The 25,177-nt window shown below is 62.5% G+C and carries 23 protein-coding genes; 16 read left to right on the plus strand and 7 right to left on the minus strand.

Features of this window, described 5'->3' with window-relative positions; genetic code table 11:
- Positions 1–586 precede the first annotated feature (586 nt).
- From ABWY06_RS17720 to ABWY06_RS17735, 4 genes are all read left to right on the plus strand, one after another.
- Positions 587–949 (plus strand): tetratricopeptide repeat protein, encoded by a 363-nt coding sequence (locus tag ABWY06_RS17720; RefSeq protein ID WP_353926898.1) that lies wholly within the window; start codon positions 587–589, stop codon positions 947–949.
- Positions 950–1,770: 821 nt separating this feature from the next.
- A complete protein-coding gene (locus ABWY06_RS17725) occupies positions 1,771–2,136 on the plus strand; it encodes a hypothetical protein (protein ID WP_353926899.1) in 366 nt (121 codons plus the stop codon).
- Between the two features lie 14 nt (positions 2,137–2,150).
- Entirely contained in the window at positions 2,151–2,441 is a 291-nt protein-coding gene (locus tag ABWY06_RS17730) for a hypothetical protein (RefSeq protein ID WP_353926900.1), read from the plus strand.
- A gap of 68 nt (positions 2,442–2,509) precedes the next feature.
- Complete coding sequence (locus ABWY06_RS17735; protein ID WP_353926901.1) at positions 2,510–2,902, plus strand: hypothetical protein; 393 nt, start codon at positions 2,510–2,512, stop codon at positions 2,900–2,902.
- Positions 2,903–3,122: 220 nt separating this feature from the next.
- On the opposite strand, the gene ABWY06_RS17740 is transcribed toward ABWY06_RS17735, so the two are convergent.
- Complete coding sequence (locus ABWY06_RS17740; protein WP_353926902.1) at positions 3,123–3,545, minus strand: helix-turn-helix domain-containing protein; 423 nt, start codon at positions 3,543–3,545, stop codon at positions 3,123–3,125.
- Positions 3,546–3,659: 114 nt separating this feature from the next.
- Here ABWY06_RS17740 and ABWY06_RS17745 point away from each other — a divergent pair, with 114 nt between their 5' ends.
- Positions 3,660–4,325, plus strand: a complete 666-nt coding sequence (locus ABWY06_RS17745; RefSeq protein WP_353926903.1) for a HEAT repeat domain-containing protein — start codon at positions 3,660–3,662, stop codon at positions 4,323–4,325.
- A 256-nt stretch (positions 4,326–4,581) separates the two neighbouring features.
- On the plus strand, positions 4,582–5,058 hold the full coding sequence (locus ABWY06_RS17750; RefSeq protein WP_353926904.1) for an SMI1/KNR4 family protein: 477 nt from the start codon (positions 4,582–4,584) through the stop codon (positions 5,056–5,058).
- Between the two features lie 238 nt (positions 5,059–5,296).
- Here the strand turns inward: ABWY06_RS17750 and ABWY06_RS17755 are convergent, their stop codons facing one another.
- Positions 5,297–7,366, minus strand: coding sequence for a pentapeptide repeat-containing protein (locus ABWY06_RS17755; protein ID WP_353926905.1), 2,070 nt, complete (start codon positions 7,364–7,366; stop codon positions 5,297–5,299).
- Positions 7,363–10,929, minus strand: a complete 3,567-nt coding sequence (locus ABWY06_RS17760) for an NHL repeat-containing protein (protein WP_353926906.1) — start codon at positions 10,927–10,929, stop codon at positions 7,363–7,365. Before ABWY06_RS17760 ends, ABWY06_RS17755 begins: the two co-directional genes overlap by 4 nt.
- 489 nt (positions 10,930–11,418) lie before the next feature.
- Between ABWY06_RS17760 and ABWY06_RS17765 the strand changes: the two genes are divergently transcribed.
- The 5 genes from ABWY06_RS17765 to ABWY06_RS17785 all read left to right on the plus strand — a co-directional run bounded on the left by ABWY06_RS17765 (position 11,419) and on the right by ABWY06_RS17785 (position 15,956).
- Positions 11,419–11,622 (plus strand): hypothetical protein, encoded by a 204-nt coding sequence (locus tag ABWY06_RS17765; RefSeq protein ID WP_353926907.1) that lies wholly within the window; start codon positions 11,419–11,421, stop codon positions 11,620–11,622.
- A gap of 178 nt (positions 11,623–11,800) precedes the next feature.
- Entirely contained in the window at positions 11,801–12,337 is a 537-nt protein-coding gene (locus ABWY06_RS17770) for a hypothetical protein (protein WP_353926908.1), read from the plus strand.
- 26 nt (positions 12,338–12,363) lie between these two features.
- The gene (locus ABWY06_RS17775) at positions 12,364–14,427 is read left to right on the plus strand and encodes an acyltransferase family protein (protein WP_353926909.1); all 2,064 of its coding nucleotides are present in this window, start codon (positions 12,364–12,366) and stop codon (positions 14,425–14,427) included.
- 123 nt (positions 14,428–14,550) lie between these two features.
- Positions 14,551–14,907 carry a hypothetical protein gene (locus tag ABWY06_RS17780; protein ID WP_353926910.1) on the plus strand — a complete coding sequence of 119 codons (357 nt, stop codon included), beginning with the start codon at positions 14,551–14,553 and terminating at the stop codon, positions 14,905–14,907.
- A 596-nt stretch (positions 14,908–15,503) separates the two neighbouring features.
- The gene (locus ABWY06_RS17785; RefSeq protein WP_353926911.1) at positions 15,504–15,956 is read left to right on the plus strand and encodes a GNAT family N-acetyltransferase; all 453 of its coding nucleotides are present in this window, start codon (positions 15,504–15,506) and stop codon (positions 15,954–15,956) included.
- A gap of 137 nt (positions 15,957–16,093) precedes the next feature.
- On the opposite strand, the gene ABWY06_RS17790 is transcribed toward ABWY06_RS17785, so the two are convergent.
- From ABWY06_RS17790 to ABWY06_RS17800, 3 genes are all read right to left on the minus strand, one after another.
- Positions 16,094–18,508 (minus strand): TonB-dependent siderophore receptor, encoded by a 2,415-nt coding sequence (locus ABWY06_RS17790; RefSeq protein ID WP_353926912.1) that lies wholly within the window; start codon positions 18,506–18,508, stop codon positions 16,094–16,096.
- Positions 18,509–18,600: 92 nt separating this feature from the next.
- Positions 18,601–19,548 carry a FecR domain-containing protein gene (locus ABWY06_RS17795; protein ID WP_353926913.1) on the minus strand — a complete coding sequence of 316 codons (948 nt, stop codon included), beginning with the start codon at positions 19,546–19,548 and terminating at the stop codon, positions 18,601–18,603.
- A complete protein-coding gene (locus ABWY06_RS17800) occupies positions 19,545–20,051 on the minus strand; it encodes a sigma-70 family RNA polymerase sigma factor (protein ID WP_353926914.1) in 507 nt (168 codons plus the stop codon). The genes ABWY06_RS17795 and ABWY06_RS17800 overlap by 4 nt, the downstream gene beginning before the upstream one ends.
- Positions 20,052–20,362: 311 nt before the next feature.
- On the opposite strand from ABWY06_RS17800, the gene ABWY06_RS17805 reads away from it, so the two are divergent.
- The 3 genes from ABWY06_RS17805 to ABWY06_RS17815 are packed head-to-tail and all read left to right on the plus strand — an operon-like array spanning position 20,363 to position 22,586.
- The gene (locus ABWY06_RS17805) at positions 20,363–20,614 is read left to right on the plus strand and encodes a DUF3649 domain-containing protein (RefSeq protein WP_353926915.1); all 252 of its coding nucleotides are present in this window, start codon (positions 20,363–20,365) and stop codon (positions 20,612–20,614) included.
- The gene (locus ABWY06_RS17810) at positions 20,611–22,245 is read left to right on the plus strand and encodes a PepSY-associated TM helix domain-containing protein (protein ID WP_353926916.1); all 1,635 of its coding nucleotides are present in this window, start codon (positions 20,611–20,613) and stop codon (positions 22,243–22,245) included. Before ABWY06_RS17805 ends, ABWY06_RS17810 begins: the two co-directional genes overlap by 4 nt.
- Entirely contained in the window at positions 22,245–22,586 is a 342-nt protein-coding gene (locus ABWY06_RS17815) for a DUF3325 domain-containing protein (RefSeq protein WP_353926917.1), read from the plus strand. The genes ABWY06_RS17810 and ABWY06_RS17815 overlap by 1 nt, the downstream gene beginning before the upstream one ends.
- Positions 22,587–22,760: 174 nt before the next feature.
- On the opposite strand, the gene ABWY06_RS17820 is transcribed toward ABWY06_RS17815, so the two are convergent.
- Positions 22,761–23,045, minus strand: coding sequence for a hypothetical protein (locus ABWY06_RS17820; protein ID WP_353926918.1), 285 nt, complete (start codon positions 23,043–23,045; stop codon positions 22,761–22,763).
- 325 nt (positions 23,046–23,370) lie between these two features.
- On the opposite strand from ABWY06_RS17820, the gene kdpF reads away from it, so the two are divergent.
- On the plus strand, positions 23,371–23,460 hold the full coding sequence (kdpF, locus tag ABWY06_RS17825) for a K(+)-transporting ATPase subunit F (protein ID WP_353926919.1): 90 nt from the start codon (positions 23,371–23,373) through the stop codon (positions 23,458–23,460).
- 8 nt (positions 23,461–23,468) lie between these two features.
- The gene (kdpA, locus tag ABWY06_RS17830) at positions 23,469–25,169 is read left to right on the plus strand and encodes a potassium-transporting ATPase subunit KdpA (RefSeq protein ID WP_353926920.1); all 1,701 of its coding nucleotides are present in this window, start codon (positions 23,469–23,471) and stop codon (positions 25,167–25,169) included.
- The last annotated feature ends 8 nt before the right edge of the window (positions 25,170–25,177 follow it).

Below are 25,177 nucleotides of genomic sequence, written 5' to 3' on the forward strand. Positions count from 1 at the left end.
GCCAGCGCTTCGTCCTTGTAGGCCTGGGAATGGCGGGTTCGGGGTTGTTTCATCGGGCTTGGAGTTCTTGCCATGGTTCACCTCGTTGCAGTTTATCGCTTAACGGGGTGTCCACTGAAACTGGGTAAGATCATCCCTCTCCACCCGGTGATGGATTTCATCTGGCCTTTGCTGCACCCTCAAGGGCGGCAGTGCATGCTTTTCACGCAGCAGCACTTTGTATCGGCGGGCAGGACAACGGTCGACCAGGTTTACGGCCAGAATACGGGCTAAACTACTACGCGGCCTTTTTGGTGGATCCTGATGGCCACAGAATTGAGGCAATCATTAACTCGTCAATAATTGAATGATATTTGTTAAAATAGAATCCGCTTCGTGAATTGACTTGGCTCAGGCGTAAGGTGTAGAGGATACATCGCGGCGATCGACAGAATTTAAATAGTCTAGCCAGATATCTTGGTGAGAATGCCAATGGGGCTGCTACTGAGGCAATAATAGCGCAATTTGCAAGCTGCTCAAGTCGTTCGATTAGCTCGCTGGGATTGGCTAAATCGACTCTTTAATTTAATGGTTTGGAGTTATGACCATGCGCGCAATAATTGGCTGGAAATCGGCTTTTTTTGGCCTGCTATTATTGTTTATTTCTGTCACGGTGGTTCTTGGTTATGGCTTCATTGAACGGATCATGACGCTCTCATATTTAAGTGATGGCTATGCGGGTGCAGTAAGAGACCTGGAGAGACTCGCTAAGATCTATCCAAAAGGAACGTACGCTAAAAAAGACATTCTCAATTTGCTGCGCGTACACTACAAGTCTGGGTTTATTGTACAAACAGATTGTGCAGTACAGCTCGATGGTTTGCGTTTCGAGTTCAATAAAGCAGATCAGCTGATCAACATAAATACTAGGGCGGAGTCTGAATCAGAAACTCCGTGCGCGCGCCTGTAACCGATGGTTCTAGATTCGCTTCGCTTATTTCCGGTTGTGTTCTGCAGTTCCTTATCTAAGGGTCAGGTTGTGGGGAGTTGCCATGGGCGTTAGAACCAATGGTGAGAGTTGAATCGTCACGGTGGGTGCGTAACCGCTGCAGCCCTACCGCACGTCCGCTGAGGGCGGACCGACGATCAGTCGCCCCTTACTCGGGGCTGGCTGCAATGGAGGGGAACGAGTAAAGTAGCGAAGTTGGTTTATTCTCCGGTTGTTTTATATCGGTCGCTTGAGCCAGGCGCTCACCTGGAGGTGTTTGAGGGGGCGCGTATAGTTAGCAACCGACGTTTCATTGGCCGACGTGCGGGCCTATGCCACGCTTCGTGGCGTTGGCTCAGTTTAGACGTAAACAGCTAGTATTAGTTAGGATTGAATTTACGATGAAAATGTTTTCTGTTTTCCTTGCGGTGTTGGTCAGCGTATTGGCGACTGTAATGTCGCTATATGCTGCTTCAGTGTTGGTTGTTACAGGTTTTATAATGTGCTTGTCAGTATATGTTCGTTCGAGGAGGCTGCCGGAATCGGAAGCCAGAATCTTGAAATCCAGCACGGTTAATCGTGTTGGTCAAATACTCATCCTGTTTCCTTTAATAACTATTGGCGTAGTCATGGCTGCCATGTCTGGTTTGTTAACGTGAATGGCTACGGGGGTTGATTTATTATTTAATTGCCGCAGCTATGCTGTCATAAAAATCGCAATTTTTTTGGCATGATTTAACTTATTGTTTGTGATGAGGTCGCTTCGCGGCTCAACATGATTTTAACGTCAAGAGCGAAATACTATGAGCTGGGAACCAATAACCGAAGTAGAGCTCTGGGGCAGAATAAATGCTGCTTGTGAACGTATGAGCCCTGAGCAATCGAAAATTTGGGAAATCATCAAGGTCCATCCACAGAAGTGGGCCGAGGACACCTATGGTGAGCTGGGTGGGGGCTTTTGGGTTGTCGCTCTTATTGGCTCATCGGTTGTTTGGTTCAATGATATCGAAGACGGATTTAACCAGTCGTCATATACGGAATTCGGAAAAATAGCTGAGTATTGGTGCAATCAAAGTGAGCTGGAGTGGGCGGTTCAAGACGTGATTAATTTAATTAGTGATGGTTATTGTTCGGCAGGTAAATGTGGTCCGCCGCAACCTTATATTTAAGTGAGAAAAATCAGATGAGTCACCCAGATCAGCCAGAAACTGTCTCTATAGCGCTTCGCGTACGGAGAGTCACCTACGAGGATGCCTATGTCGCGGTCCATGTGACGCAGGCGCTGACTAAAATAGACGAAAATGGCGAGCGAAAGTTGAATTTCGAGGCGTTTTTCGCCGAGGGGTTAAGGATTAGCGAAGATCCCAGGGGCGAGTGGAAAACGGAATCCTGTATCACCGAGCCACATCCGCTGCAGGGGCCAAAGCCTGATGATCGCCAGACCCTTGACTCCTACTACATAGGCGAGGCCTGAGCACGCCATCGAGCGGAACCGCCTTTCACGAGCCGACGATGCCAGGCGTCAGGCCACTGGGAGCCACCATGCCCCTCCACACCGAGGTTGAAGCATTCGGCGCCGCTGCCCAATGCTGCTCCCTGGCCGAGCTAGAGGACATCATCCGGAACAACCCTGGCGTGCCGAAGATCCGTCTGCAAGCCGCCGCCTACGGGCTTGCGCTGGTGGCGGCTCAGGCTGTCGGCGAAGCCGTCGGCTTTAACGACACGCTTCTAGTACTGGACGAAATGGCCCGGGCGAAAGCCCGTCTCGACATCGCCGCGTGGCACGACCTGGCACTGGTGCGTGCGACCGCTGCGATCCTGCTGGCCGCGCAAGCGTTTGTCGACGAGCAGACCATCCCCTGCATCGATTGGCCAATGCCACGGGAAGTCGCAGACATCGCTCTCAAGGCAGCAAGAACGCATGCAGCGACTTAGTCTTTCCATTGAGTGGACCTCTACCAGCGGACTTCACCCAGATGCAGTTGCCGCTTATATCGAACGCTGGACGGCTAAGGTCGTCCCTGATGACTTCGATACACAATGACACCAAGCTCGAGCTTGTTGCGAACACGGCGCAGCGCGGCGAGCTGAAGTGTGCTGGCTCGCGGGTTTTGCGGGCACCGCAGTCGTTCCGCGCTTCGTTAAACCAGGTTGCTTACACGCGATAACTCATCTGTACCTGCAACATCTCCAGCAGTTCAGCCACTTCGGACGGGCTGGCGATCACCACTACTTTCATGCTCCTGGCGAGCGGGTCGAATGCCGTTTGCAGATGCAGCGGTGACGTGCCGGCTGGACGGGCTGTAGCAGCGGCCTGGAGGAAGGTTGCCAGCCGTTGTGCTGCTTCCACGCAGACATCGGGAATGTCCACGATGCACGTCGCTCGCACGCCGGGCGCCGCTTCCGATTGTTCGCTCGCGACACCGGCAAAGGCATCCAGTCTGGCACGTGCGATGCGATAGGATTTTCCGACGCGCGTTGCTGCCAGTCGCCCGTCACGGATATAGCGCAGCACGGTCTTGGGATGCAGATGCAGAAGCTCAGCCGCCTGCTCGACGGTAACAAGGTCCCTAGACATTCCCATTACATCCCTACTATTCTAAATAAATGGAATTTTCAGTAACAATAGGGAGCAATTGGTCGGTGGGCAACCCCGGGCAGCAGGGTTCCTGGTTTGAAGCACTGAATAGAAATGATCCATCAACACCGCGTGTACGACATGGACATAAACCTTATCGCGGCTTTGGCCGCCGACAATGGCTCGACGCGGCTCAAGGCAGCTCTCGCGCTGGGCTCCAACCCCGAGCCGGGTCTGGTCGACACCCTTGTAGCGCGGTGTGCGATCGAGCCGGACTTCTACGTGCGCGACATGCTCACATGGGCGTTGACCCGTTTCCCAAACGAAATCACTGTACCGAGACTGGTCACGGAACTGCATTCGGAAAACCCTCAGGCCCGGAGTCAGGCGTTGCACACGCTGTCGAAGATCAAGGATGCTGGCGCCTGGCCAGCAATCCCCCGATCCCTGCTGCACGATCCGGATGATGCGGTCGCCTGCAGCGCATGGCGTGCCGCGGTGGCCCTGGTGCCCGATGGGCAGAAGGGGGTTTTGGCCGCAGAACTCGCCGCGCAGTTTGGTCGCGGTAACCGGGACGTGCAGCTCTGCTTGAGTCGCAGCCTCATCGCCTTGGGAGAAGAAGTGATCGAGCCGGTTCTCCAGACGGCGATGGAGCGTAACGATCCGGGCGTCCACGCCCATGCGAGCGCCACGAAGCGGCTCCTGCGCGACCCAAGTGCGGGTTTCGAGCTCGCCGTCCAGGAGGCGAAACGCATATTCGTCCTCGGCCAGGACCGGTAGGCAGGGATTAACGTGCTGTTGGGGGAGGTCGCACGCTGCCTGGGCACGCGCAGCGGGAGGCGCTGACACAACCACACTCTCGGGTGCGGCTGGTCGGCCGGTACCTCAGGGCCTCTACAAGAAGAACGGACGAAGGAAAAGGAAATGGCCCGAGTCTGAGCGGCGTCATCGGAAAACTCGGCGGGTGGAGTCCGGCTATTTTGCCAAATCGGGCAGTCGTTTTCAGAGTTTTCCTAACCCAGGAGTTAGCCGTCTTATGCTTATCGCTCAAGCCCTTGAACTCCATTGCAGCGCAATCGAGCCCTTGCGTGGCCCTGCCGTCGGTGCAGCGGAACACGACGTCGCTGCGCTCGAAGTTCGCCTTGGCTGCCGCTTTCCTCTCGCCTACCGGGAATTTCTTCTGTGGATGGGGGAGGATCGCAAGGGGCTGCTGCACGGTACCGAGTGCTTCCTTGGCGACGTCGAGTCCAACGAGCAGGGCCTTGTTGACCTCTTGTGTGAAAACGATCTTCCTCCTCCGCTTGATCGCCCCGTCGTCTTCTTTCTTCATCAGGGTTACCTGGCCTGTTGGTTCTGTACCAGTGACACCGCTGAGGATCCAGAGGTCTTCTCGTTCAACGAAGGCTTATCTGAAGCCGGCATTCGATCACTGGGCCGCTTTTCGCGCTGGCTCTATGTCGAATTGTCAGGTTTGGTCGGGGAGCGTCCTGAGGGCGATGACATATCCCGGTAGTGGTCTAACGAGACTACGCGAATCGGCTCGCCATTGAGCGGTGAGCGGGCTCGGACCCGCCCCTTAACCGAGGTCAGGTCCCTTAAATGCCAGAACGCATCTTCGCCACCGAAGCTGAATGCCTTCCCGCCTTCCCGCCTTGCCCGGTGGGCCTGCCTGGGTTCACCGGCTCGCCGGGCTGCCTCCAGGGTACGTCCTCGAGCTGCTGTAATAAGCGGCTGGCGATCTGACCCCTCGGTCAAGGGCCAACCCTCGCGGGGGTATCGCCGCCCTCCGAGGTCGTCACCGGCCACGCGGTCGGGGCGCCAGGCGCCTGCTGCTGGGCGGGGGTACAGGGACCCCGCTGGCCATTGGGGCAGACGGAGATGCTGTCCGTCGCGGCCTGCACGCCCAGGGTCGCGGTCGAGGAGAGTGGCACGGTGAGCGGCTGGACGGGCCAGCCCACCTGGATGGTTGCCTTCACCGTGACGGGCGCGGCCGCCACCGCGGCGCCTGTCAGGTCGGCACCGTCCAGCGACGCGTCGGTAAAATCCGTGCCCTGCAGGCAGGCGGAGGCGAAGCTGGCCGGCTGCCCCTGGTAGGGTCCGCAGTCCGTGCCGTTAAAGGAGGCATTGACCAGGCACGCTCGGCCGAGCATCACCCCCTGGCAGGCCTTCTGGGCTACATCCATAAACTTCACGCCCGCCAGGTAGGCCCCGGTGAAGTTGGTGCGGACCACGACAGCCTCGGCCAGCGTCACCTGTTCCCCCCACAGGAAGGCGCCGCTGAACTGCGTCCCGGTCAGGTTGGCACCGCTCAGGTTGGCGTTCTCCAACTGTGCGTTGGAGAGCACCGCCGCCCGTAGCGTCTCGTCGCCTTGCAGCTGCGCCCCGGCGAAGATGGCGCCGGAGAGGTTGCAGCTCGCCAGGTCGCACTGGCGCAGGTCCGCACCGGTGAAGTCCGCGCTGCGCAGGTCCATCCCCGAGAGTTGCTGGTCCTTGAGCACGGCGTACCACGCCACCAGGTTCGGGATGGCGCTGGGCAGCCCCTCGATGACCGTGTCCGAGAGGTTGAGGTAGCTCCAGGTCGCGCCGATCAACGCGTAGTTCAGGGTGGAGCCGGAGAGGTTGGTGAGCTGTGTGCTGTCCGTCGAAAAGCCAGGCGGCGAGGAGAAAAGTGCCGTGCGCAGGTCGGTGCGGGTGAGCAGCGTGCCGGTGAGGTTGGCGCCGGTGAAGTCCACCTGCGCCAGTGGTACCTGATCGAAATTGGTCCCGCTCAGAATGGTCTTCTGAAAGTTGCAGCCGACCATCGACTTGACCCCGACGAAGCTGGCGCCGGAGAGGTCGGAGGTGGCGCTGCTCGGGGCGAAGCTGGCGCTGTCCAGGGTGCTGCCCGGGAACGACAGTGTGCTGGTGGCCAGCGGCAGGTCGCTGAAAATCGCCCCGGTCAGGTCGCAGCCGGTGAAGGTGCAGCCGCCCAGCTGCGCGGCGTGGAGGAGCGTGCCATGCATCGTGCATCCGGAGAATTGCGCCCCGGTCAGGTCAGCGCCAGTGAAGTCCACCCCGGTGAAGTCCAGCCCTTGAAAGGTGGCGCCACGCAGCGCGGCGTTGCGAAAGATCGCCTGCGCAATGGCCCCATAGCCGCCGAACTGGGAGTCGTTCAGCACGGCGGCGCTGAAGTCCGTGCCCGTGCACAGGCTGCTGGTGAAGTTGCAGCCGGTGAGGGTCAGCGAGGAATAATCTTCGCCGGAGATATCGATGTAGGTGAAGTCGGTATTGGCGGGCGCGACGCTGTTGAAGAAACTGCGCAGGTAACTGGCGCCCGGCCAGACCAGTTGCAGGGCAGTGGATACCTGCACCGGGACAAAACCCGACTGACCGCTGAATTGCGCCCAGCCGAACTGGTAATACTGGCCGTTGCCGTACAGGTCGTAGACGCTGATGGGCCCAGGCGCGTACTGGTTGGGCGAGGGGTTGGCGCTCGCCGGCAGTTGGGGTGGGTTGGCGAGCACGGCGTTGAGGTAGGCCGGCGTCGGGCTGTCTTCCTTGTCGTTGAAGAAGAGGATGATGCCGAAGGTGTCCAGTCCGCTCTCGAAGGTCAGCCAGGGCGTCATCCAGCTGTTCCAGTCCGAGGGATCCTTGAAATCCGGGAGTATGAAGTACACCGGCGTCGTCGTGCCGTTGCCAGCGGCGCCCTGGTAGACGGCGAAGGCCGCGATATTGGGGTGCCCTTGCCAGCCGCTTTGCCAGCTGAAAACCTGCTGCGCGCCACCCCCCGTGGGGGTGTAGAGGATCTGCCACTTGCCCAGGTAGGGGGTTGCCGCGCTCATGGCCGGGTCTCCGCGGGTGGGGTTTGCGTGCCGGCCGCGGGCGGTGGCGGCAACCACAGGCTTACGGACGGTTGCACCCGTCCGGTCGCGTCGAGGAACAGCTCGTAGTTCAGCGTGTACAGGTCGCGCAGGATATTCACGACGATGCGCGCGGCCGCCACGTCCGGCGTCGTCACCAGGAATGCGCCGGCGGGGGTGTACAGGTCGATCTGGTACATGGACGGCTCGGAGCCGTCCCCGGTATAGGAGAGCACATAGATATGGCCCTGCGACTCGACCGCGATGTCCAGGTAACTGGAGCTGCCACGGTTTTTCAGGGCGAGCGTGGGCAGGGTGGTCGGGCTGTTCGGGTCCGAGGGGTCGTACGCGGGGTTCGCGAAGTAGGGCACCGGGTTGCCATAGATGTCGAAGGCCTGGACCCGCTGGTTGCCGCTTTCCAGCACCAGGATGCGTCCGTCCAGCGCCACGGCCAGTCCCACCGGGTCATAGATCAACCCGTCGCGTGCGCCTTGCCCGGAGCTCAGCAGGGCAAAGGGGGCCTGGTTATCGGCCACCGGGGCACTGGCCAGGGGCAGGCGGTAGAGCTTGTCCGTGGCAAAGCTGATGCCGATCACGTAGCCCTGCGGGTGGTACACATAACGGTCCAGTGCCGCCGGGAAGCGGCCGTAGCTGGCATTGTCGCCGACACCGAAGCTGGGCGGCGGCCCCGCGTGGGTAAGCGGCAGCGCGCGCACGTGCCAGCCCCCGGACGGGTTGGCATCGACGTCGAACGTCGGGTTGGAGGAGTCGATAAAGAAGTTGCTGTTGTCGCCGTCGCCGCTGGTCATGTTGTAGGCGATGCCCGGCACCTGGGTAAAGCCCACCGCAGGCGCGGCGTAGCCGTCCGCGGGGTTTTGCAGCAGCGAGATGTTCTGCATCGTCCACAGCGCGTCGTTCGTCGGTGCCGCGCCGTTGTGGTCCGGCGGCAGGTCCAACCCGGTCGCTTGCCAGGCATAGCCGAGCATCTCCGGCTCCTGGGCCGTGGTGATGGTCGAGAACCGCAGCACCTCCTTGCCCTGGGCCGCGAAGGGTGACGGGGTTTTCACCGTCTCGGTGGGCGGCGTGCCGACGGCGCCGATCCAGCCCAGCACCCCGTCCAGCATGCCGATCTTCTCCTGGTGCACGTACACCGAGGCGCTGCTGAGCGGGATCTCGTTGGTCGTGACCACCACCTTGTCCAGCGTCAGTACCCCGTTGGTGGGCAGCGCGGGAATCCAGTCGGTGATGCCCTGGCCGGACTGCCAACCGTTGGCCGCGTAAAAGCAGGCGTAGACACGCAGCGAACCGCCGGCGGGCACCGCGGTAAAGGACACCGGAATCGGCTCGCTGAGGGTGGTCGGTGCCAGGCTCTGGGTAAAGACGGGCGTGGTGGTGCCGGCGTCGTAGACGACGGTCACCTGCATGGAATTGTGGTAGTCCGGAAACTTGTTGAAGCGCGGGTCCGGGTAGAGCGTCATCTGCAAGTCCATGGAGCGGCTCAGGTCGGCCTCATAGACAAAGGGCGAATCCAGCACTTCGATGATCGTCTCGCTGAGCTGGGCCGCGGTGACGGCGCCGTTGATGACCGCCAGCGCGATATCGACGAAGGGCGTCGCGCGCTCCGCAGCCCCTTCCACGATCTGTTCGGCCACCCACAACCCCAGCGACGTGGCGGGGGACAGCAGCATCGGCCCGAACTGCTCCGCTAGCCCCTTGGTGGCCGCAGCCGGGTCCTGGGCCAAGGCGATGTAGGCTGCCGTGGGCCCCGCCACCAGGAAGGCACCTGCCGCGCAGACCGCGAAGAGCACCTCGGTATCGGCCATCAGCGCCTTGAACGGGGCGGAGTTGGTGATGGCGGTGCCCACGGCCAGCATAAAGACTGGCATGACCAGCTCTGCCAGGGCCGTCACCGTGATGCCGATCGGGCAGACGGCGCTGTCGTAGGTGCCTCGGCCGAGCCCCCCCAGCAGCAGTCGCACCGTGTGGACCTCGTCCCACACCGGGACGGTGATGGTGGTGGGGTCCGCGGGAATGGGGACACCGAAGACCGTGGTGACGGGCCCCACCAACGCCGCGAAAGGTTTGTTGGGGTCCGTCTCGAAGGCACCGCGCAGGAAGGCCGGGATCTTGTCGCTCCAATTCTGCGGAGCCAGCACGTTGCCGCCCACGTCCAGGTACTGCACCCCGACGGACAGGTGGCGCAGCCAGTAGTTGGTCACCTGCAGGCTCAGCGAACCCGTGCTGGTGGTGTTGCTGAGTGGCAGCTCATAGAGCAAGCCGTCCGCCGAGTGCAGGGCGGCGCTCACCTGGGTCGAGTCGCTTTGCACCGTGACCGTGAAGCTAAGCCCACTGTGCCCGCCATTCAGGCTGAGCGTGGCGGTCGCCGTAGCGGTGGTGCTCACCCCGGGCGGTGGTATCAGGGTGACGGTGAACGGGGTGAGTTGCGTATCCGGGTCGGGACTGCCCGGCACCAGCAGGCCGGTCAGGGCGCCCTGTGGATTCGTTGGGTCCGCGATCACCAGCGAGACGGTGCCCGCGGCGATCTGGGTGGCGATCGTGGCGGTGAGCGAAGGCGTGTCGTTCAACGACCACAGCCCGGTCGCGCTCCACGTGGGGGTGGTCGGCGGCGGCGAGTAGACCACGCTGTCTGGGTCCACCGTCAGCCCATTCATCTGCGTGACGTTCTTCGCCACCCACCCGCCGCTGTCGCCAGCGAGCGTGGCCTCCATTAGCACCGGGCCGGAGGTGCCGCCGTACGCCGCGGAGGTCACTCCGTAGCTGGGGTTCCACTGCTGCCCTTGCAGGCTCGGCAGGTTCTGCGACGTCAGCAGGGCTTTTTGCAGCGGCCCCGTCACCGACGCCAGGGTGGTGGCGGTAGGTTGCAGGCTGGTGGTGCCGTCCACCGGTGTGGCGGTGAGCCAGGCGTCGCCCTGGCCGAGGATGGCCAGCGGCAGCTCGTAGGTGGCCGTCACCGCGGGCTGGATGCACTGCTCGACGATAATGGCCGGGATCTCGCCGCCATTCGCCGTGTTCAGGTTGACCAGGTTGCCATGGTGGAAGAGCAGGGCGATGGCCGCCTCGGTCGCGTCCTGCAGCGTCTGGATATGCGGCGGGAACTCGGGGTCGACGCCATCGTCCAGCAATTGGCGCACCAATGCGGGCGAAGGGCGATAGCGGGCGAGCTTGGGGTGCAGCCCGACGGCACGCGTGCCACGCGCCTGGATCGAGGCCTGGCGCACGCGCTCGCGGCCCTCGTCCGGGATATGGATGGCCAGGTGCACCGGGTGATCGAACGCACGATCGCCGACCCTCTTCGGAGTGGTGACGTACAGCAGCACCACCTGCGCATCCGGCAGCTCGGCATTGACGAAGTGCGTCAGCTGCTGCTCCGGGATCAGGCGCAGCAGCGGATTGCTTTGCATCGCATTGCGGCGAGTCTCGGCCGTATGCCGCTGCAGCGGCGCAGCGTACAGGCTGTGGCGGAAGGTGTAGGCCAGGACGGGGTCCAGGTGCGAGAAGTCGAAGTGCAGCTGGCGAGTGGCCATGGCTAAATCCTTCTGTCCAGGGAGGGCGCTGCCGCGGGAGAGACCTCGGCGCGATCGATGAGTGTAGTCCCTGGTGAACAAGGCATTCCTCCAGGGCGGCAATCTGCCTCACCCGGCCAGAGCAGCGTCGGGCGGGCTACCGGGCCGCTCCTCAACCGGCAGACCTTGCTAGGCCGGTTGAACACAATGGCTCGACCATTGCGGGCAAGACAGGCATGTTATGTCGCGTTGGACCGCGGGTTGGGAGGGCGGTAACAGCATGGATAAACCGCCAGCGCATCAGCGTTACCGACAGACTGCAAATACCTCGTGCTCCCTGGATATATGAAGCAGCCTGCTACAGTGAGCAACTCCATAAATGAACGCTGGCCATAGGGTGCCCTATGAAGAAAATTGTCGCGGCCGCGCTAGTGGTGTTCAGCGCCTTGCTGGCGGCCTGTGGCCAACCCGTGCCGCCTGAAAAGGCGGATTACGTCGGCGTGTGGCAAGTTGTCCATCACCCAAGAGGGCAGGATCACGTCCAAGAAAGTCGCGGGCCGCGTGACCACCTCGGTCGAGGGGCCGCTCAAGGGTTTCGAGGCTGGCGTGGGGCCTCTTAGCACCACCTTTGTGGCGAGCACTGCGCCGTACCTGGACGGTGACGAGTGGAAAATGGCGGTCGACGATGTGGAACTGACAAAAACCTCCCAGTGATGATCCGGGAGGACAAGAGGGTTGGCGCAAGCCTTGAGGCGCTTCCCACTCCGTTTGCCAAGGTGAAATTATCGATCCTTATACGCCTGCGTAAACCCTTGGCGGGTAAGCGCCAGTAGCGACTATCAAGCCAGGACCTCCCTCACCCGGACGTCCCATGCCACCCGATGAGTGCCCCATGTTTGCACCGGTCATTGAACGGCAGTTGTTCAGCGAGTTATTTGGCTTCGTTATCTGCGATCCCCTGAAGTTGGAAGCCGTTCACGGTGAGCCGATCCTGGGCCAGGACCTGCTTGCGCAGTACAGCTCCACGGACCTGGGTGAGCGCGTGGCCATGGAGGGCGCGGCGATACCCGTACAGGGAGTCGAGGCGGGTTACTATTCGATCGTTCTGCGTGACGCCGTCTCGCCCAGCCTGCTGGCGGAGGCCCCCTCGCATATCTCCACTGGCTGGATACTGGAAGTGGTATCAGGACAGATCGCCGTCTGTGGCCTGGGCGCGCTGAGTCATTGGGCCCCGGCCAGTCCTGCCGTGCGGCATATGGCACTGCCCATCGGCTGGTATGGGGTAGAGCTCTGGGTGGGCGCCATGGCGAGCGGTGACGATGATTATGCCCTGGAAATAATCCTGTCCCGCTCGAGCAGCCGACCCCGGTGCATGGCGGATGTGAGCCAACAATTGCCCCGGGCGCGGCGGCCGAGTGATACCGTTTAAAGCGACTTATCGGAAAGGGCTTATACGTGCACAGGGAAGGTAAGGGTACCCCGTCTTCATACCTCATTTACCGCCCCGACATCGATGGCTTGAGAGCGGTCGCCGTGTTATCGGTGGTCGGTTTTCACGCATTTCCCCACTGGGTGACCGGTGGATTTATCGGTGTCGACGTTTTTTTCGTTATCTCGGGTTTCCTGATTTCTTCGATTATCTTGAAGGGACTCGCCGAAGGCGAATTTCGCTTTTCTGATTTTTTTGCGCGGCGTATCAGGCGCATTTTTCCCGCTTTGCTGCTGGTGTTGGCCACCAGCTATAGCGTGGGCTGGCTCACGTTATTGACCGACGAATATCAGCAATTGGGCAAGCATATGGCCGCCGGCGCCGGGTTTGTATCCAACCTGGTGCTGTGGGGGGAGGCGGGCTATTTCGACACGGCGGCCGATACCAAGCCGTTGCTGCATTTGTGGAGCTTGGGGGTAGAAGAGCAGTTTTACCTGGTCTGGCCGCTGGCGTTATGGCTGGCCTGGCGTAGCAAGCTTGGTGTCCTGTGGCTGACGGTATTGCTGATGCTAGGGTCCTTTTACCTGGCGGTGCTGACCGTTCAGCGAGACGCCATCGCGGCGTTTTATTCGCCACAGACCCGGTTGTGGGAGTTTCTGGTCGGCGCGCTATTGGCGTGGTCCAGCGCGTATGGCTCCGTGGGTGCGAAGTACGCCACGCCAGGTAGCGCCCATCGCCAGAGCTTCAGGGCGGCACTACCCGATTTATGCGCCTGGTTGGGCATGCTGATGCTCGGCTACGGATTCCTCTGGCTGACGAAGGACCAGCATTTCCCCGGCGCGTTGGCGCTGATTCCGGTGCTGGGAGGAGCATTGCTTATTGCCGCCGGTCCCGGGGCCTGGGTCAACCGGGTGTTGTTCTCTAGTCGTGTCGCGGTGTGGTTCGGCTTGATCAGCTTTCCCTTGTATCTATGGCATTGGCCCCTGCTGTCCCTTGCGCGCATTGTCGAAGGCGAAGTGCCGAGTCGTGGTATCCGCATGGTGGCGGTCCTTATTGCGATTGGCCTGGCCTGGATCACCTATGTGCTGGTCGAACGCCCCCTGCGCTGGCGCGGCAGCCCGGCGGGTCAGAGCAGGGTGCTGGTCTTGGCCATGCTACTGATGGGCGCGGTGGGCTACGCCACCTATCACGGCAAGGGGTTGGCGTTTCGTTCCACGCCCCAGCAGATGGCCTCACAGGCCGAGGCGCTGTTAAAGCCGTCCCTGAACAGGGGCAGCGGCTGGTGGTGTGACGACGAGGCGTTCCGCGAGATCCGGTGTTTCTATGAAGGTGGAGAGCCGACCGCGGTGGTCATTGGCGACAGCCATGCCACCGCGATCTACCGTGGATTGAAATCCTTGTACCGGGCGCAAGGAAAGACGCTTGCCCGCTTCGGCGGCGTCGGTGGCTGCCCGCCCTTGCTGGATGTGGTGAGCACGGATGGGCCAGGCGACGACCGCAGGCACTGTATTGAACGAATGACCCTGTCGCTGAAGAAAATCATCGCTGAAGACTCGATCAAGGAAGTGATCCTGACCAGCCGCGGGTCCTTGTACACCACGTCCCGGGGGTTTGGTGACTTCGCGGGTGATGGCCATACGCAGTGGGTGCTTCACTTGAAAGGTGAGGCCCAGGGCGTGCGTCCCAACCTGCAGGTCTTCGAGGTGGCACTGGCCAATACCTTCGACGCACTGTTGAAAGCTGGCAAGACGGTGACGTTTTTACATGATGTGCCTGAACTCGGCTTCGATATCAAAAGCTGCCTGGTGGATCGCCCGTTCGCGCTGACCAGCCGCGGCAAAAATCCCTGTGCGGTCAGTCGCGAAGCCTTCGTCAAACGAAATCTTGCCTTCCGCTCGATGGCCGATGCCGTGCTTGCGCAATTTCCAGCCGTGCACGCCATCGATCTGGCGGTGCCCCTGTGCGATGCCACCTGGTGTTATGGGGCCAAGGATGGCGTACTGCTTTATATGGATGATGATCACCTTAATCAAACCGGCTCGCTCTTTGTCGTAAAACAACTGGAGGCCGAATTTTTGCGTAACCAATGATGGCTCCGAGCGGGTGACAAGGGATTTTAGGCATTCTCTGTTTTCGACTGGCGTTGAAGACCTTAAAATTTTGGGTCGTTTAGTCTCCACTATTCAAATAGCGTCTGGACTCTGAGTAAAGATATGAACTTCGATAGAATTGATATTCACTCTGCGTTTGTGCCCATTGGCTATGTCGCTCTGGCCTCAACAAATAGTTTGGATAATGAGGAAAACTTTTTAGCTGCTTGCCTGCGGTTGGATGAGGATTTTCTACCATGCGCAAGGCGGTCGAATATCGAAGCTGGCGAAATATCCGAAACCATAAGGCTCATCGTTCGGGATCTCCAAGGTGCGAGTAAATTCATCGATGTGATACTGGAAATAGAGGATGTAGTAAGTGCTACTGTTCTAGGCGATGATCCGAATTCCGCAGGAAAAGCTTTTTTGATTCGATGCAAGAAAAAAATGTTTTATATTAATTGGTTTCGAGCGTCGTGATCGTTGCTAGGCACTGGAGGAGTAACCAATATGTGGCTTCGAGCTGAAATCGATGAAAGCAAAGAGTACTGTGTCGCGCTCTGTCAGCAATCGAACGGCAGGAGGCATTACAAATTGCTGGTTGTTGGTGAGGCAGCCCCAAGCGAGTCCGTTTTTATCACGGAAGTTGTGCCTGTCAGTCTGCTGCTTCGCCGACACTTTATTGGAATCGCGGAGACTGTGAAACTCACTAATGGACACTCTTTTGGTGTAGAGGCGCACGGGGTCTGGTTAACCAAACAGGAGTGTGACGCGCTGAATGCAGGTACCGAATGGGATAACACTCCCTGGCTCAACGGTTTGCCACCCAACCTGCCACCCCGATAGCAGGTATCAAAAATATGAAAATGAATCCCGTCATGGCCAAATTATTATTCATGTCAGCGACACTCAAGTGTTTGGCGTCACTGTCGTCCGACAAGACGGTCATTATTCTGCGCTCGCCTGATGGGGGGCAGGACGTTTTTTGAAAACCTGTAGCGATGCACCCCAATTGCTCGCTTAGCGCGTTGAAAGCGACTGGGTCCCCTTATACACGCGTGAGAGTGCTTACCCGCATGCCAACGACATCCGCATCTATCGAACTCACTACAGCTGTTCCTGAAGACTTTGAAGAACTTTTGGCATTGCGAGTCGAGGCCATGCGTGAAAGTTTGCAGCGCATCGGTCGATTCGATCCGGTACGAGCGCGGGAGCGTTTTCGAGCAGGTTTTTCGGCCGCGTACACGCGCCATATCGAATGTGCAGGCCAGCGAGTTGGGTTCGTCGTAGTCAAACCGCATGCAGACTGCCTGCTGCTGGATCACCTCTACATTCATCCAGACGTTCAGGGCCAAGGCATTGGCGCAGCCGTGCTCGCTCGTGTTATCGAAGAAGCTGATCTCAACGCACGTCCTGTTCGGGTAGGGGCCTTGCGGGAGAGCGGTTCAAATCGCTTTTACCTGCGCAATGGTTTTGTCTTGGTCGAGCAAGGCGAGTTCGATAACTACTACCTTCGCACTGGACAGTAAGCGCGCTAAACCTCCCCCACGGGTACCGCCAGGCCAACCGGGGTCGCCGCTTCGTGCGTGCAGCGTCTCGGGCCACCGGGCCACCGGGCCGCCTGGCAGCACGGCTCCGGTGGCTCAGTGACAGCCCCTGTGGCGCTTTAGAACTGCGGCGTGTAACGGGCGGTAAGCATGAAGTTGCGGGGATCGCCGTATTCGTTATTGCCGTTGGTCTCGTTGAAGGCCGGGATGTAATAGCGCTTGTCCAGCAGGTTGTTGAGGTTCAGGCCCAGGGCCAGCTCCGGAGTCAGTTGGTAGCCCAAGCGGGCGTTCCAGACCGAAAAACCCGCCACCTCGTACTCGCGGTTGTAGCCCAGGGTGTGGCTCTGCGCGTTGAAGCCCAGGCCGACACTGAGCCGGTCCCATTCGCCTGGCAGCTGGTATTGGCTCCAAACCCGCAGCATATGCTTGGGCGTCCACTGGCTGAAGACCTTGCCCTGGTTGTCCGGGTCGTCGAGAAATTTCGTGGTGTTGAAGGTATAGCCGGCGGCGAGTTGCAGGCCCGGCAGCACCTCGCCGCTGGCTTCGGCTTCGAAACCCTGGCTGCGCACCCGGCCCGAGGCGCGTGAGCAGTACCAGTCATCGCAGGCGAAGCCGCCGTCGTAATCGGTGACGGCGCGGTTTTCCTGGTCGTAGCGAAACAGCGCAAAGGAGGTGTTGAGTTGGCCGTCGAGCAGTTCGCCCTTGAGCCCGACCTCGTAGTTGCTGCCGATGATCGGCTCGAGCACCGAGCCGCCCGTGGTGCGCTGGGATTGCGGCTCGAACACATCGGTGTAGCTGGCGTAGGCCGACCATTCTTTCGTCAGGGCATAGACCAGGCCGAGGTAGGGTGTCACTTCGCCGGTGGCGGTATTGGGAGAGTCGACGCCGCCCGAGCTGTACAGGTAGTCGTACCAGCTGACCCGGCTGCCGAGGATCAGGGTCAGGGGCTGCGTCAGCTGGGTACGCAGGCTGGCGTAGAGGCCCTTCTGGCGGATGTCGTAGTCGCTGTAGCTGACCCGCCCACCGGGGCTGGCAAGGATGCTGTCGAGGTCCGGCTGGGGGCGGTGGTGGTCGATGGCGAAGATATTGCCACCCGTGCTGAACCGGCGCGCGTAGAGGTCGTCCGTGCGGTACTGGGAGTAGTTGCCGCCCAGGGTCAGCTCATGCTCCAGGGACAGCGCCTGGAAACGACCATTGAGGAAACTGTCCAGGCCGATACGTTCGGCGTCGAAGTCGGTGATCCAGTCGGCGAAGGTCAGGCCACTGCCGTCGGCCGCCACGTCGCCATGCATGCGCTGGTGGGTAGAGCGGTTGCGTTCGCTCATGTGCAGGGCCGAGGTCTTCAACGACCAGTCCGGGTTGAAGCGGTGTTCCAGGTCGGCGTACAGGCTGGTCTGCTCGATCTCGGCCTGGTTCCAGTCGGCGCCGACATAGGTGGAGCGCGGCAGGCCTATGTCGCTGCCGTCAGGGTAACGGGGCAGGCCCCGCACCATGGGCCGCGACTCGCTGTCGGAGTGGCTGACGCCCAGGCCCAGGGTGGTGTCGGGCGCCAGGTCGATATCCAGCGCGGCGTACAGCGAGGTGGTGTCGCCCCGGACATAGTCGGTGAAGGACTGGCTCTGGTCTTCATCCACCAGCACCCTGCCGCGCACGCTGCCCTCGGCGTTGAGCGGGCCGCCGGCGTCCAGCTGCAGGCCGTAGTGATCCCAGGAGCCGGCCTTGCCGGTCAGCGCCAGGGTCGGGGTGTCCTGGCCGCGCTTGCGCACCAAGTTCACCGCGCCGCCCGGGCTGCCGGTGCCCTGCAGCAGGCCCGCGGCGCCGCGCAGCACCTCCAGGCGGTCATAGAACACCAGGCCTTCGGTGCCCCAGTTACCCAGGGAGTAGACGTTGCGCGGCACGGGCACCCCGTCGTACTGCCAGTCGTCGATCTGGAAACCGCGGGCCGACAGCACCATGCCCTGGCCCACGCCCTTGACGCCGACCAAACCTGTGATCTGGTTGGCCGCATCGTGCAGGTCGGTGATGCCCTGGTCGTCCAGCTGCTGGCGGGTCATTACCGTGATCGATTGAGGGATGTCCTTGAGCGCGCGGTCGCCCTTGCCGATGCTGATCGCGCGCGGCGCGTAGGAGCCGCTGCCTTCGCTGGTGGCGTTTACGCCGCTGGCATAGGCCCGGGCCGGGCCCAGCTGCAGCGCCCCGGAGGTGTCGGCGGCCGGCTGCACGCTAAAGCTGCCGCTGGCGGTGACCCGCAGCTCCAGGCCGCTGCCGTCGAGGGCCCGTTGCAAGGCCTGGGTGGCGGTCAGGTTGCCGCGGATTGCCGCGGCCTGCTTGCCTTCCACCAGCGCCGGTTGCAACGCCACCAGTTGGCCGCTCTGGCGGGCGATGGCATTGAGGGTTTCCCCCAGGCTGGCGGCGGGCAGGTCGAAGGGCAGCACCTGCTGTTCGGCCGGAGTGTCGCCGTGGGCGACGCCCAGCGGCAAGGTCGAGGCGAGCGCGATGGCAAGGGCAAGGGCGCGGGGCCAGGGTTTACGCACGTACAGTCTCCTGAAAAAGGATGGGATCAGGAGTTAGGTGGGGCGAGCGATGAAATCCGGACACGAATACGAATGTTTTTCATCCGGCGAGGTCATTCGGCCGGCGTGATCAGCGTCAGCCAGGGGCCGTAATGGCGCACCTGGATCGGCAGGGTTTCCGCCAGGGCGGTCAACGCCAGTCGCGGGTCGTCCAGCGGAAACACACCCTGTACCCGCAGTTGGCGCACCGCCGGGCTTAAGCGAATCAGGCCGGATTGATAGGGGCGCAACGCGTCGATCACACTCGCCAGCGATTCATCCAGCACACTGAGGCGGCCCTGCAGCCAATCGGCGCGGTAGTGCTGGGGGTCGCTCAATGCCTCGATGCGCCCCGGGTGCAGCAGCGCGGCCTGGCCTTGGCGCAGCTCCAGGGTCGCACCTTCCGGCAGGCTGGCGCGGACCGCATGTTCGAGCACCACCACCCGGCTGCTGTCGGGCAACTGCTCAACCAGAAAGCGCGTGCCCAGGGCGCGCACCTGGCCTTGCTCGGTGACGACGATAAAGGGCCGCGTGGGGTCGGCGGCGACCTGGACCAGCAGTGCGCCCCGGCGCAGCCGCAGCAGGCGCTGATCGCCGGAGAAATCCAGGTCGACGGCGCTGTCGGCATTCAGGCTCAGGCGACTGCCGTCGGCCAGGCGCCAGCTGCGCCGCTCGCCGCCGCCGGTGCGCAGGTCCGCCAGCCAGGTGCGGGGCGCCGTTGTCCCGCCGGCCAGCCAGAGCCCGCCGCCCACCAGGCCGACGGCGGCCAGCCCGCGCACCAGGGCACGGCGCGACAGGTCGGGTTGCAGCAGGGTTTCGCGTGCCAGGCCCGGGGCCTGGCGCAGGATTTCATGGGCGCCGAGGCTCTGTTGCAGGCGGGCCCAGGCCGCCTCGTGGGCGGGATCGCTGCTGCGCCAGTGCTCGAAACGCTGCTGCTGGTGGGCGCTCAGGCCGCCGCTGCGCAGGCGTACCAGCCAGGCGATGGCCTGCTCAGCGGCGTCATCCAGGCGTGCCGGGCTCATGAGAGTTCGGTGCTCAGGTAGCACTGGCGCAGGGCCTGGGTCATGTAGCGGCCCACCGTGCGTTCGGAGACGTCCAGACGGCGAGCGATCTCGGCGTAGCTCAAACCGTCGAGCTGGCTGAGCAGAAAGGCCTTTTTCACCGGCAGGGGCAGGCCCGACAGCGCACGGTCCAGCTGATGCAACGCCTCAAGCAGCAGGTAGCGGTCTTCCGGCGAAGGGTGCAACGCCTCCGGCAACAGCGCCAGGCGTTCCAGGTAGGCCAGCTCCAGGCGCCGGCGGCGATGGCGGTCGAAGATCAGGCGGCGGGCGATGGTCGACAGGTAAGCCCGCGGCTGCTCGAGGCTGGCCGGATCGATACGCGCCGCTAACAGCTGGCAAAAGGTCTCGGCCGCGGTGTCTTCGGCGTCGGCCCGGCTGTTCAGGCGGCGCTGCACATGCTGCAACAGCCAGTGATGGTGATCACTGAAAAAAAGGCCGAGGCGCTGGCTCGAAACATTGTGCACGCGGACCCTTCCAGTTTATATGTTAATGATTCTCATTATATAATCAGGGTTTTCATGATGGCAAATCCCATGCTTTTGCTGGGATGGATCTGTGCAGAGTCGCCCGTCCGGTGAGCCACCGCCGGCGCCTGCCTGGACATATCGCGAAACATTTGTCCGGACGGCGAGGTGCGGTATTCGCCTGCCTCGTTCGTCCTTGTCCTTAACAGGCCCCGCATCATGCCGATGCCGGGCGACTCCGTAGACCCTTCAGTGATGACTCCCGCGCGATGAAACCAACCCCCCTTTCCCGCAGGCCCGGATGGGCACTGTTGTCGCTCACTGCCGCGGCCGTTTTTGGCGGCTACGCCCTGACCTCCGGGCTGGTGATCTTTCTTGGCGCCGTGTTGCCGCTGCCCCGTAGCCAGGCGGTGCTCGCCGCCTCGTTGGCCAGTTTCACCGTTTACACCCTGGCCATCGTCTGGGTTTTCGCCGTGCGTGACAGCCGCCGCGCCTGGTGGGGGCTGTTGCTGCCGGCGGCGCTATTCGCACTGCTCGGTACCTGGCTGGGGAGCGCCACATGAGCGTGCCCGTGGAGAAACAGGGGCTGCGCCAGTCCATGGCCTGGTTGCATACCTGGGGCGGCTTGTGGGCCTGCTGGGTGTTGTTCGTGGTGTTCCTTACCGGCTCGCTGGGGGTGTTCGACGAGCCGATCACCCGCTGGATGAAACCGCAGTTGCCGCCCGCCGGCGCGGCGCGCGACGCCGACGACCGGGCGGCCCGTGCACAGGCGGTTCGGGTCGCCCAGGCCTACCTGAGTCAGCAGGTGCCGCGCAGCCATTTCTGGGGCATCGCCCTGCCTTCGGACGCCGACCAGGCGGTGCGCTTGTTCTGGGAGGATGCCCAGGAGCAGTTCCACACTATCCGCCTCGACGCGGCCAGCGGCGAGCCGCTGCAGGCCACTGACGAACGCGAAAGCGAAGGCGGCCATCACTTCGTACACATGCATTTCGAATTCCATGGCGGCACCGCCGGTATCTGGCTGGTGGGTTTTTTCACCCTGGCCATGCTGGTCGGCCTGGTCAGCGGGGTGATCACCCACAAGCGCATCTTCAAGGACTTTTTCACCTTCCGCCCGGGCAAGGGCCAGCGCAGCTGGCTGGACGCGCACAACGCGGTGTCGGTGCTGAGCCTGCCGTTTCAGCTGATGATCGCCTACACCGGCCTGGCGACCTTTTACGCCCTGTATATGCCGGTCGGCATCGCCGTGCATTACCCCAGCGAGGATGCTTACTTCGCCGAATTGCTGACCCAGCCCGAACCGCGCGAGGAAACCGGCGTCGACGCCGCCGTCACCGCGCTCGACGCGTTATTGCTGGGCAGCGAGCGGCAGCTGAAGCGCCCGGTCGGATTCGTCCGCGTCGAGCACCCCGGTGACAGCAGCGCGGCGGTGGTCACCTTCGGCCGCAGCATCGAGAAAAGCGGCGAGTACCGTCTGCTGGGCGAGGGCGGCGGCCAGGTCTTCTTCGACGGGGTGAGCGGCGAGCAGCGCGACCTGCAGGCGCCCGGAGAGTTGCGGGGCGGCGTCGCCCAGGATGTGCAGTCGGTGATGCGCAACCTGCATTTCGCCGCGTTCGGCGGGTACGCGGCGCGCTGGCTGTATTTTATCTGCGGCCTGGCGGGGGCGGCGATGATGGCCACGGGCGCGATCCTCTTTATGGTCAAGCGACGCCAGCGTTCGCTGCACGAGTTCGGCGCGCGCACGCCGCAGGTCTATCGCATCATCGAGGTGCTCAATATCGGCTCCATCAGCGGCCTGGGCCTGGCCTGCATCGCTTTCTTCTGGGGCAACCGGCTGATCCCCCTGGGCGTCGACGGGCGTGCCGAGTGGGAAATCCTGGCGTTCTTCGTCGTCTGGCTGCTGACCTTTGTCCACGCCGCGCGGCGCCCGGTCGTGGCCGCCTGGGTCGAGCAGTTGCTGGCCACGGCGCTGCTGTGCCTGGCCCTGCCGCTGCTCAACTGGCTGGTGGTCGGCGACCAGTTCGTCCGCTACCTGCAACGGGGCGACGGCGAGCGCGCCGGGGTCGAACTGATGGCCCTGGTCCTCGGCCTGCTCCATCTGTGGGCGGCGCGCCGGGTCTGGCAGCGGAGCCAGCAGGCGGTCGGCGCCAGGCCACTGCGCCCGGGGCAGCCCATGCCAGCGGAGGGGCTGTGATGACGATCGGGGTCGCCCTGCTGCTCGCCGCGGCGCTGTGTTATGCCGGTATGGCGGCGTTGTGCCTGGGCATGGACCGTCATCACCCGCAGGTCTGGGCTCGTAAGGCGCCGCGGCGGCAACGGGGGTTGCGGCTGCTCGGCTGGTTGCTGCTGGCCCTGGCGCTGTGGCCTTGTCTGCGCGCCTGGGGCGCATCGGTGGGGCCGGTGATCTGGTTCGGCCTGTTGTCGGCCGCGGCGCTGCTGCTGGTGCTGTTATTGCCCTACTGGCCCCGGGGCGCCGCGCTGTTGATGGGCCTGGCCATGCTCGGCAGCCTGCCCGTGCTGGCCTGGACGGTCTAGGGCCTCTGGACGCCATGCGCATGGGTTGCACGCCAAACAGCCAGCCGGACTTGGCAAGGGATGATCATGCCCGCCACACGCATGCCGTCACGGTGGCAGGGGCCTATGTTCCCGCGCCTTGCCTGGGACCCTTCTACGCGACAACGCGCCTCGCGATGGTAATGTCCACAGGCCCTAGCGCGCCCGGCCGCCAAAACTTGCGACCAGCAGAAACACCAGCATGACCCCCAGAAAGACCGCGCCGACCTTGAAAAACCCCCAGGGCGTGCGGCTCTTGCGCGCGATCATGGCGGTGCAGAAGGCCGTGATCAGGGTCAAGACGAGCACGCGGCCACAGCCTTCCGCGGAGAAATTGCCGTAGGCGATGGAAAGCCCGGCAGTGATCCCGACCAGCCAGAGCGCGCCCCAGGTGAAGGCCTGGCGGAACGGGTGGCGGGTGGTGGCGATTGTTTCTTCCATGGGCTGATCCTGTGGTTGTCTTGGATACCGTCTCGCGGCGCGGCGAACGCATCCTACGTTCTGCAGGCGCGCCGTGTCTGCAGCCTTCGCCTAATCGCCTGGCGTAGGGCGGATGACGACTTATCCATCCACCGTGGGGGGAACGCGGCGGCTACGAACATCCTCCTCCTGCCCGCCGCAGGTCACTCCCATCGGCCCGAAACCTCGCCCGCCGATCTCTACGAATTCTTTACGCGGCTGCGGCTTTCGCCCATCGATCCTTTACGCCAGGTGCTCGGAGAATGACCGCGTCGCGGCGCTTGCCGCATTCGCACGCAGGTGATTCATGAGTGTTCTCGACGGGCTGTCCCTGGCCATGGCCGCCGGCCTTTTCATCTACTTGCTGGTCGCGCTGGTCCGCGCCGACCGTCGCTAGGGGGCGCCATGCAGTTTCATGACTACGGCTTGATCCTGGCTTTTTTTGCGCTGGTCCTGCTGCCGGCGCCAGTGCTGGGACGTTATTTCTATAAGGCCATGGAGGGGCAGAGGACCTGGTTGAGTCCGCTGCTCGAGCCCGTGGAGCGGCTGTGCTACCGCGCGGCGGGCGTCCAGGCGGAGGCTGAGCAGGACTGGAAACACTATGCCCTGGCCCTGTTGACGTTCACCGCGGTCAGCTTGGCAGCGGTGTTTGCCCTTCTGCTCGGTCAGGGCGCGTTGCCGCTCAACCCCCAGGGCATGCCAGGCCTGGAGTGGACGCTGGCGCTGAACACGGCGATCAGCTTCGTCACCAATACCAACTGGCAGGCCTACAGCGGTGAAGCCTCGCTCAGTTACTTCAGCCAGATGCTTGGCCTCGGCGTGCAGAACTTCGTCAGCCCCGCGGTCGGCCTGGCCGTGCTGGTGGTGTTTTGCCGCGGCATCGCTCGGCGCTCCAGCGGGACGGTTGGCAACTTCTGGGTCGACCTGACCCGTGCCACCCTTTATGGGCTACTGCCGTTCTGCCTGGTGCTGGCCTTGCTGCTGGTGTGGCAGGGTGTGCCGCAAACCTTCTCGGCCTATGTCCATGCGATGACCTGGCAAGGCACGGAGCAGCTCATTCCCCTGGGGCCGGCGGCCAGCCAGATCGCGATCAAGCAGCTGGGCACCAACGGCGGTGGATTCTTCGGGGTCAACTCGACGCATCCCTTCGAAAACCCGACCGCCTGGAGCAACCTGTTCGAGCTCGCCTCGATCATCCTGATCCCGGTGGCCTTGCTGTTCACCTTCGGCCACTACGTCAAGGACCTGCGCCAGAGCCGGGCGCTGCTGGCGAGCATGGCCATCCTGTTCCTGATCGGCCTGGGCGTGACCCTGTATGCCGAACATCAGCCGAACCCGGCCCTGGCCGCCGTGGCGGTGGAGCAGGTCGGTTCGCTGGAAGGCAAGGAGAGCCGCTTCGGCATCACCGCCTCGAGCCTCTGGGCGGTGACCACCACCGCGGCATCCAACGGCTCGGTCAATGCCATGCACGACAGTTTCAGTCCATTGGGCGCGATGGTGCCGATGGTCAATATGCTGCTCGGCGAGGTCATTTTCGGCGGTGTTGGCGCCGGGCTCTACGGCATGCTGCTGTTCGTGCTGATCGCGGTGTTCCTCGCCGGCCTGATGATCGGGCGCAGCCCCGAATACCTCGGCAAGAAACTCGAAGCCCGGGAAGTACGCCTGTTGGTGGTGAGCCTGCTGGTGATGCCCATCGGCGTGCTGGTGCTGGGCGCATTGGCCGCCAGCCTGCCGGGGCCCTTGGCCTCGGTCAGCAACCCGGGCCCCCATGGCTTCAGCCAGCTGCTCTACAACTACGCCAGTGCCAGCGCCAACAACGGCTCGGCGTTCGCCGGATACGGCGCCAATACCGCCTACCACAACCTGATGCTGGGTCTGGGCATGTTGCTCGGACGCTTCGGCTACATCCTGCCGGTCTTGGCCATTGCCGGCAGCCTGGCGGCGAAGAATCGCGCACCGCAGGGCAGCAACAGCTTCCCCACCCACGGCCCGTTGTTCGTCACCCTGCTGACCCTGAGCATCCTGCTGGTGGGTGGCCTGACCTTCTTGCCGGCGCTGGCCCTGGGGCCGATCGCCGAACACCTAATCCTGTTCCAGGGCTTCTAAGGGAGACC

Origin of the sequence: Pseudomonas sp., from assembly GCF_040514055.1 — a bacterium.
Classification (GTDB): Bacteria; Pseudomonadota; Gammaproteobacteria; order Pseudomonadales; family Pseudomonadaceae; genus Aquipseudomonas.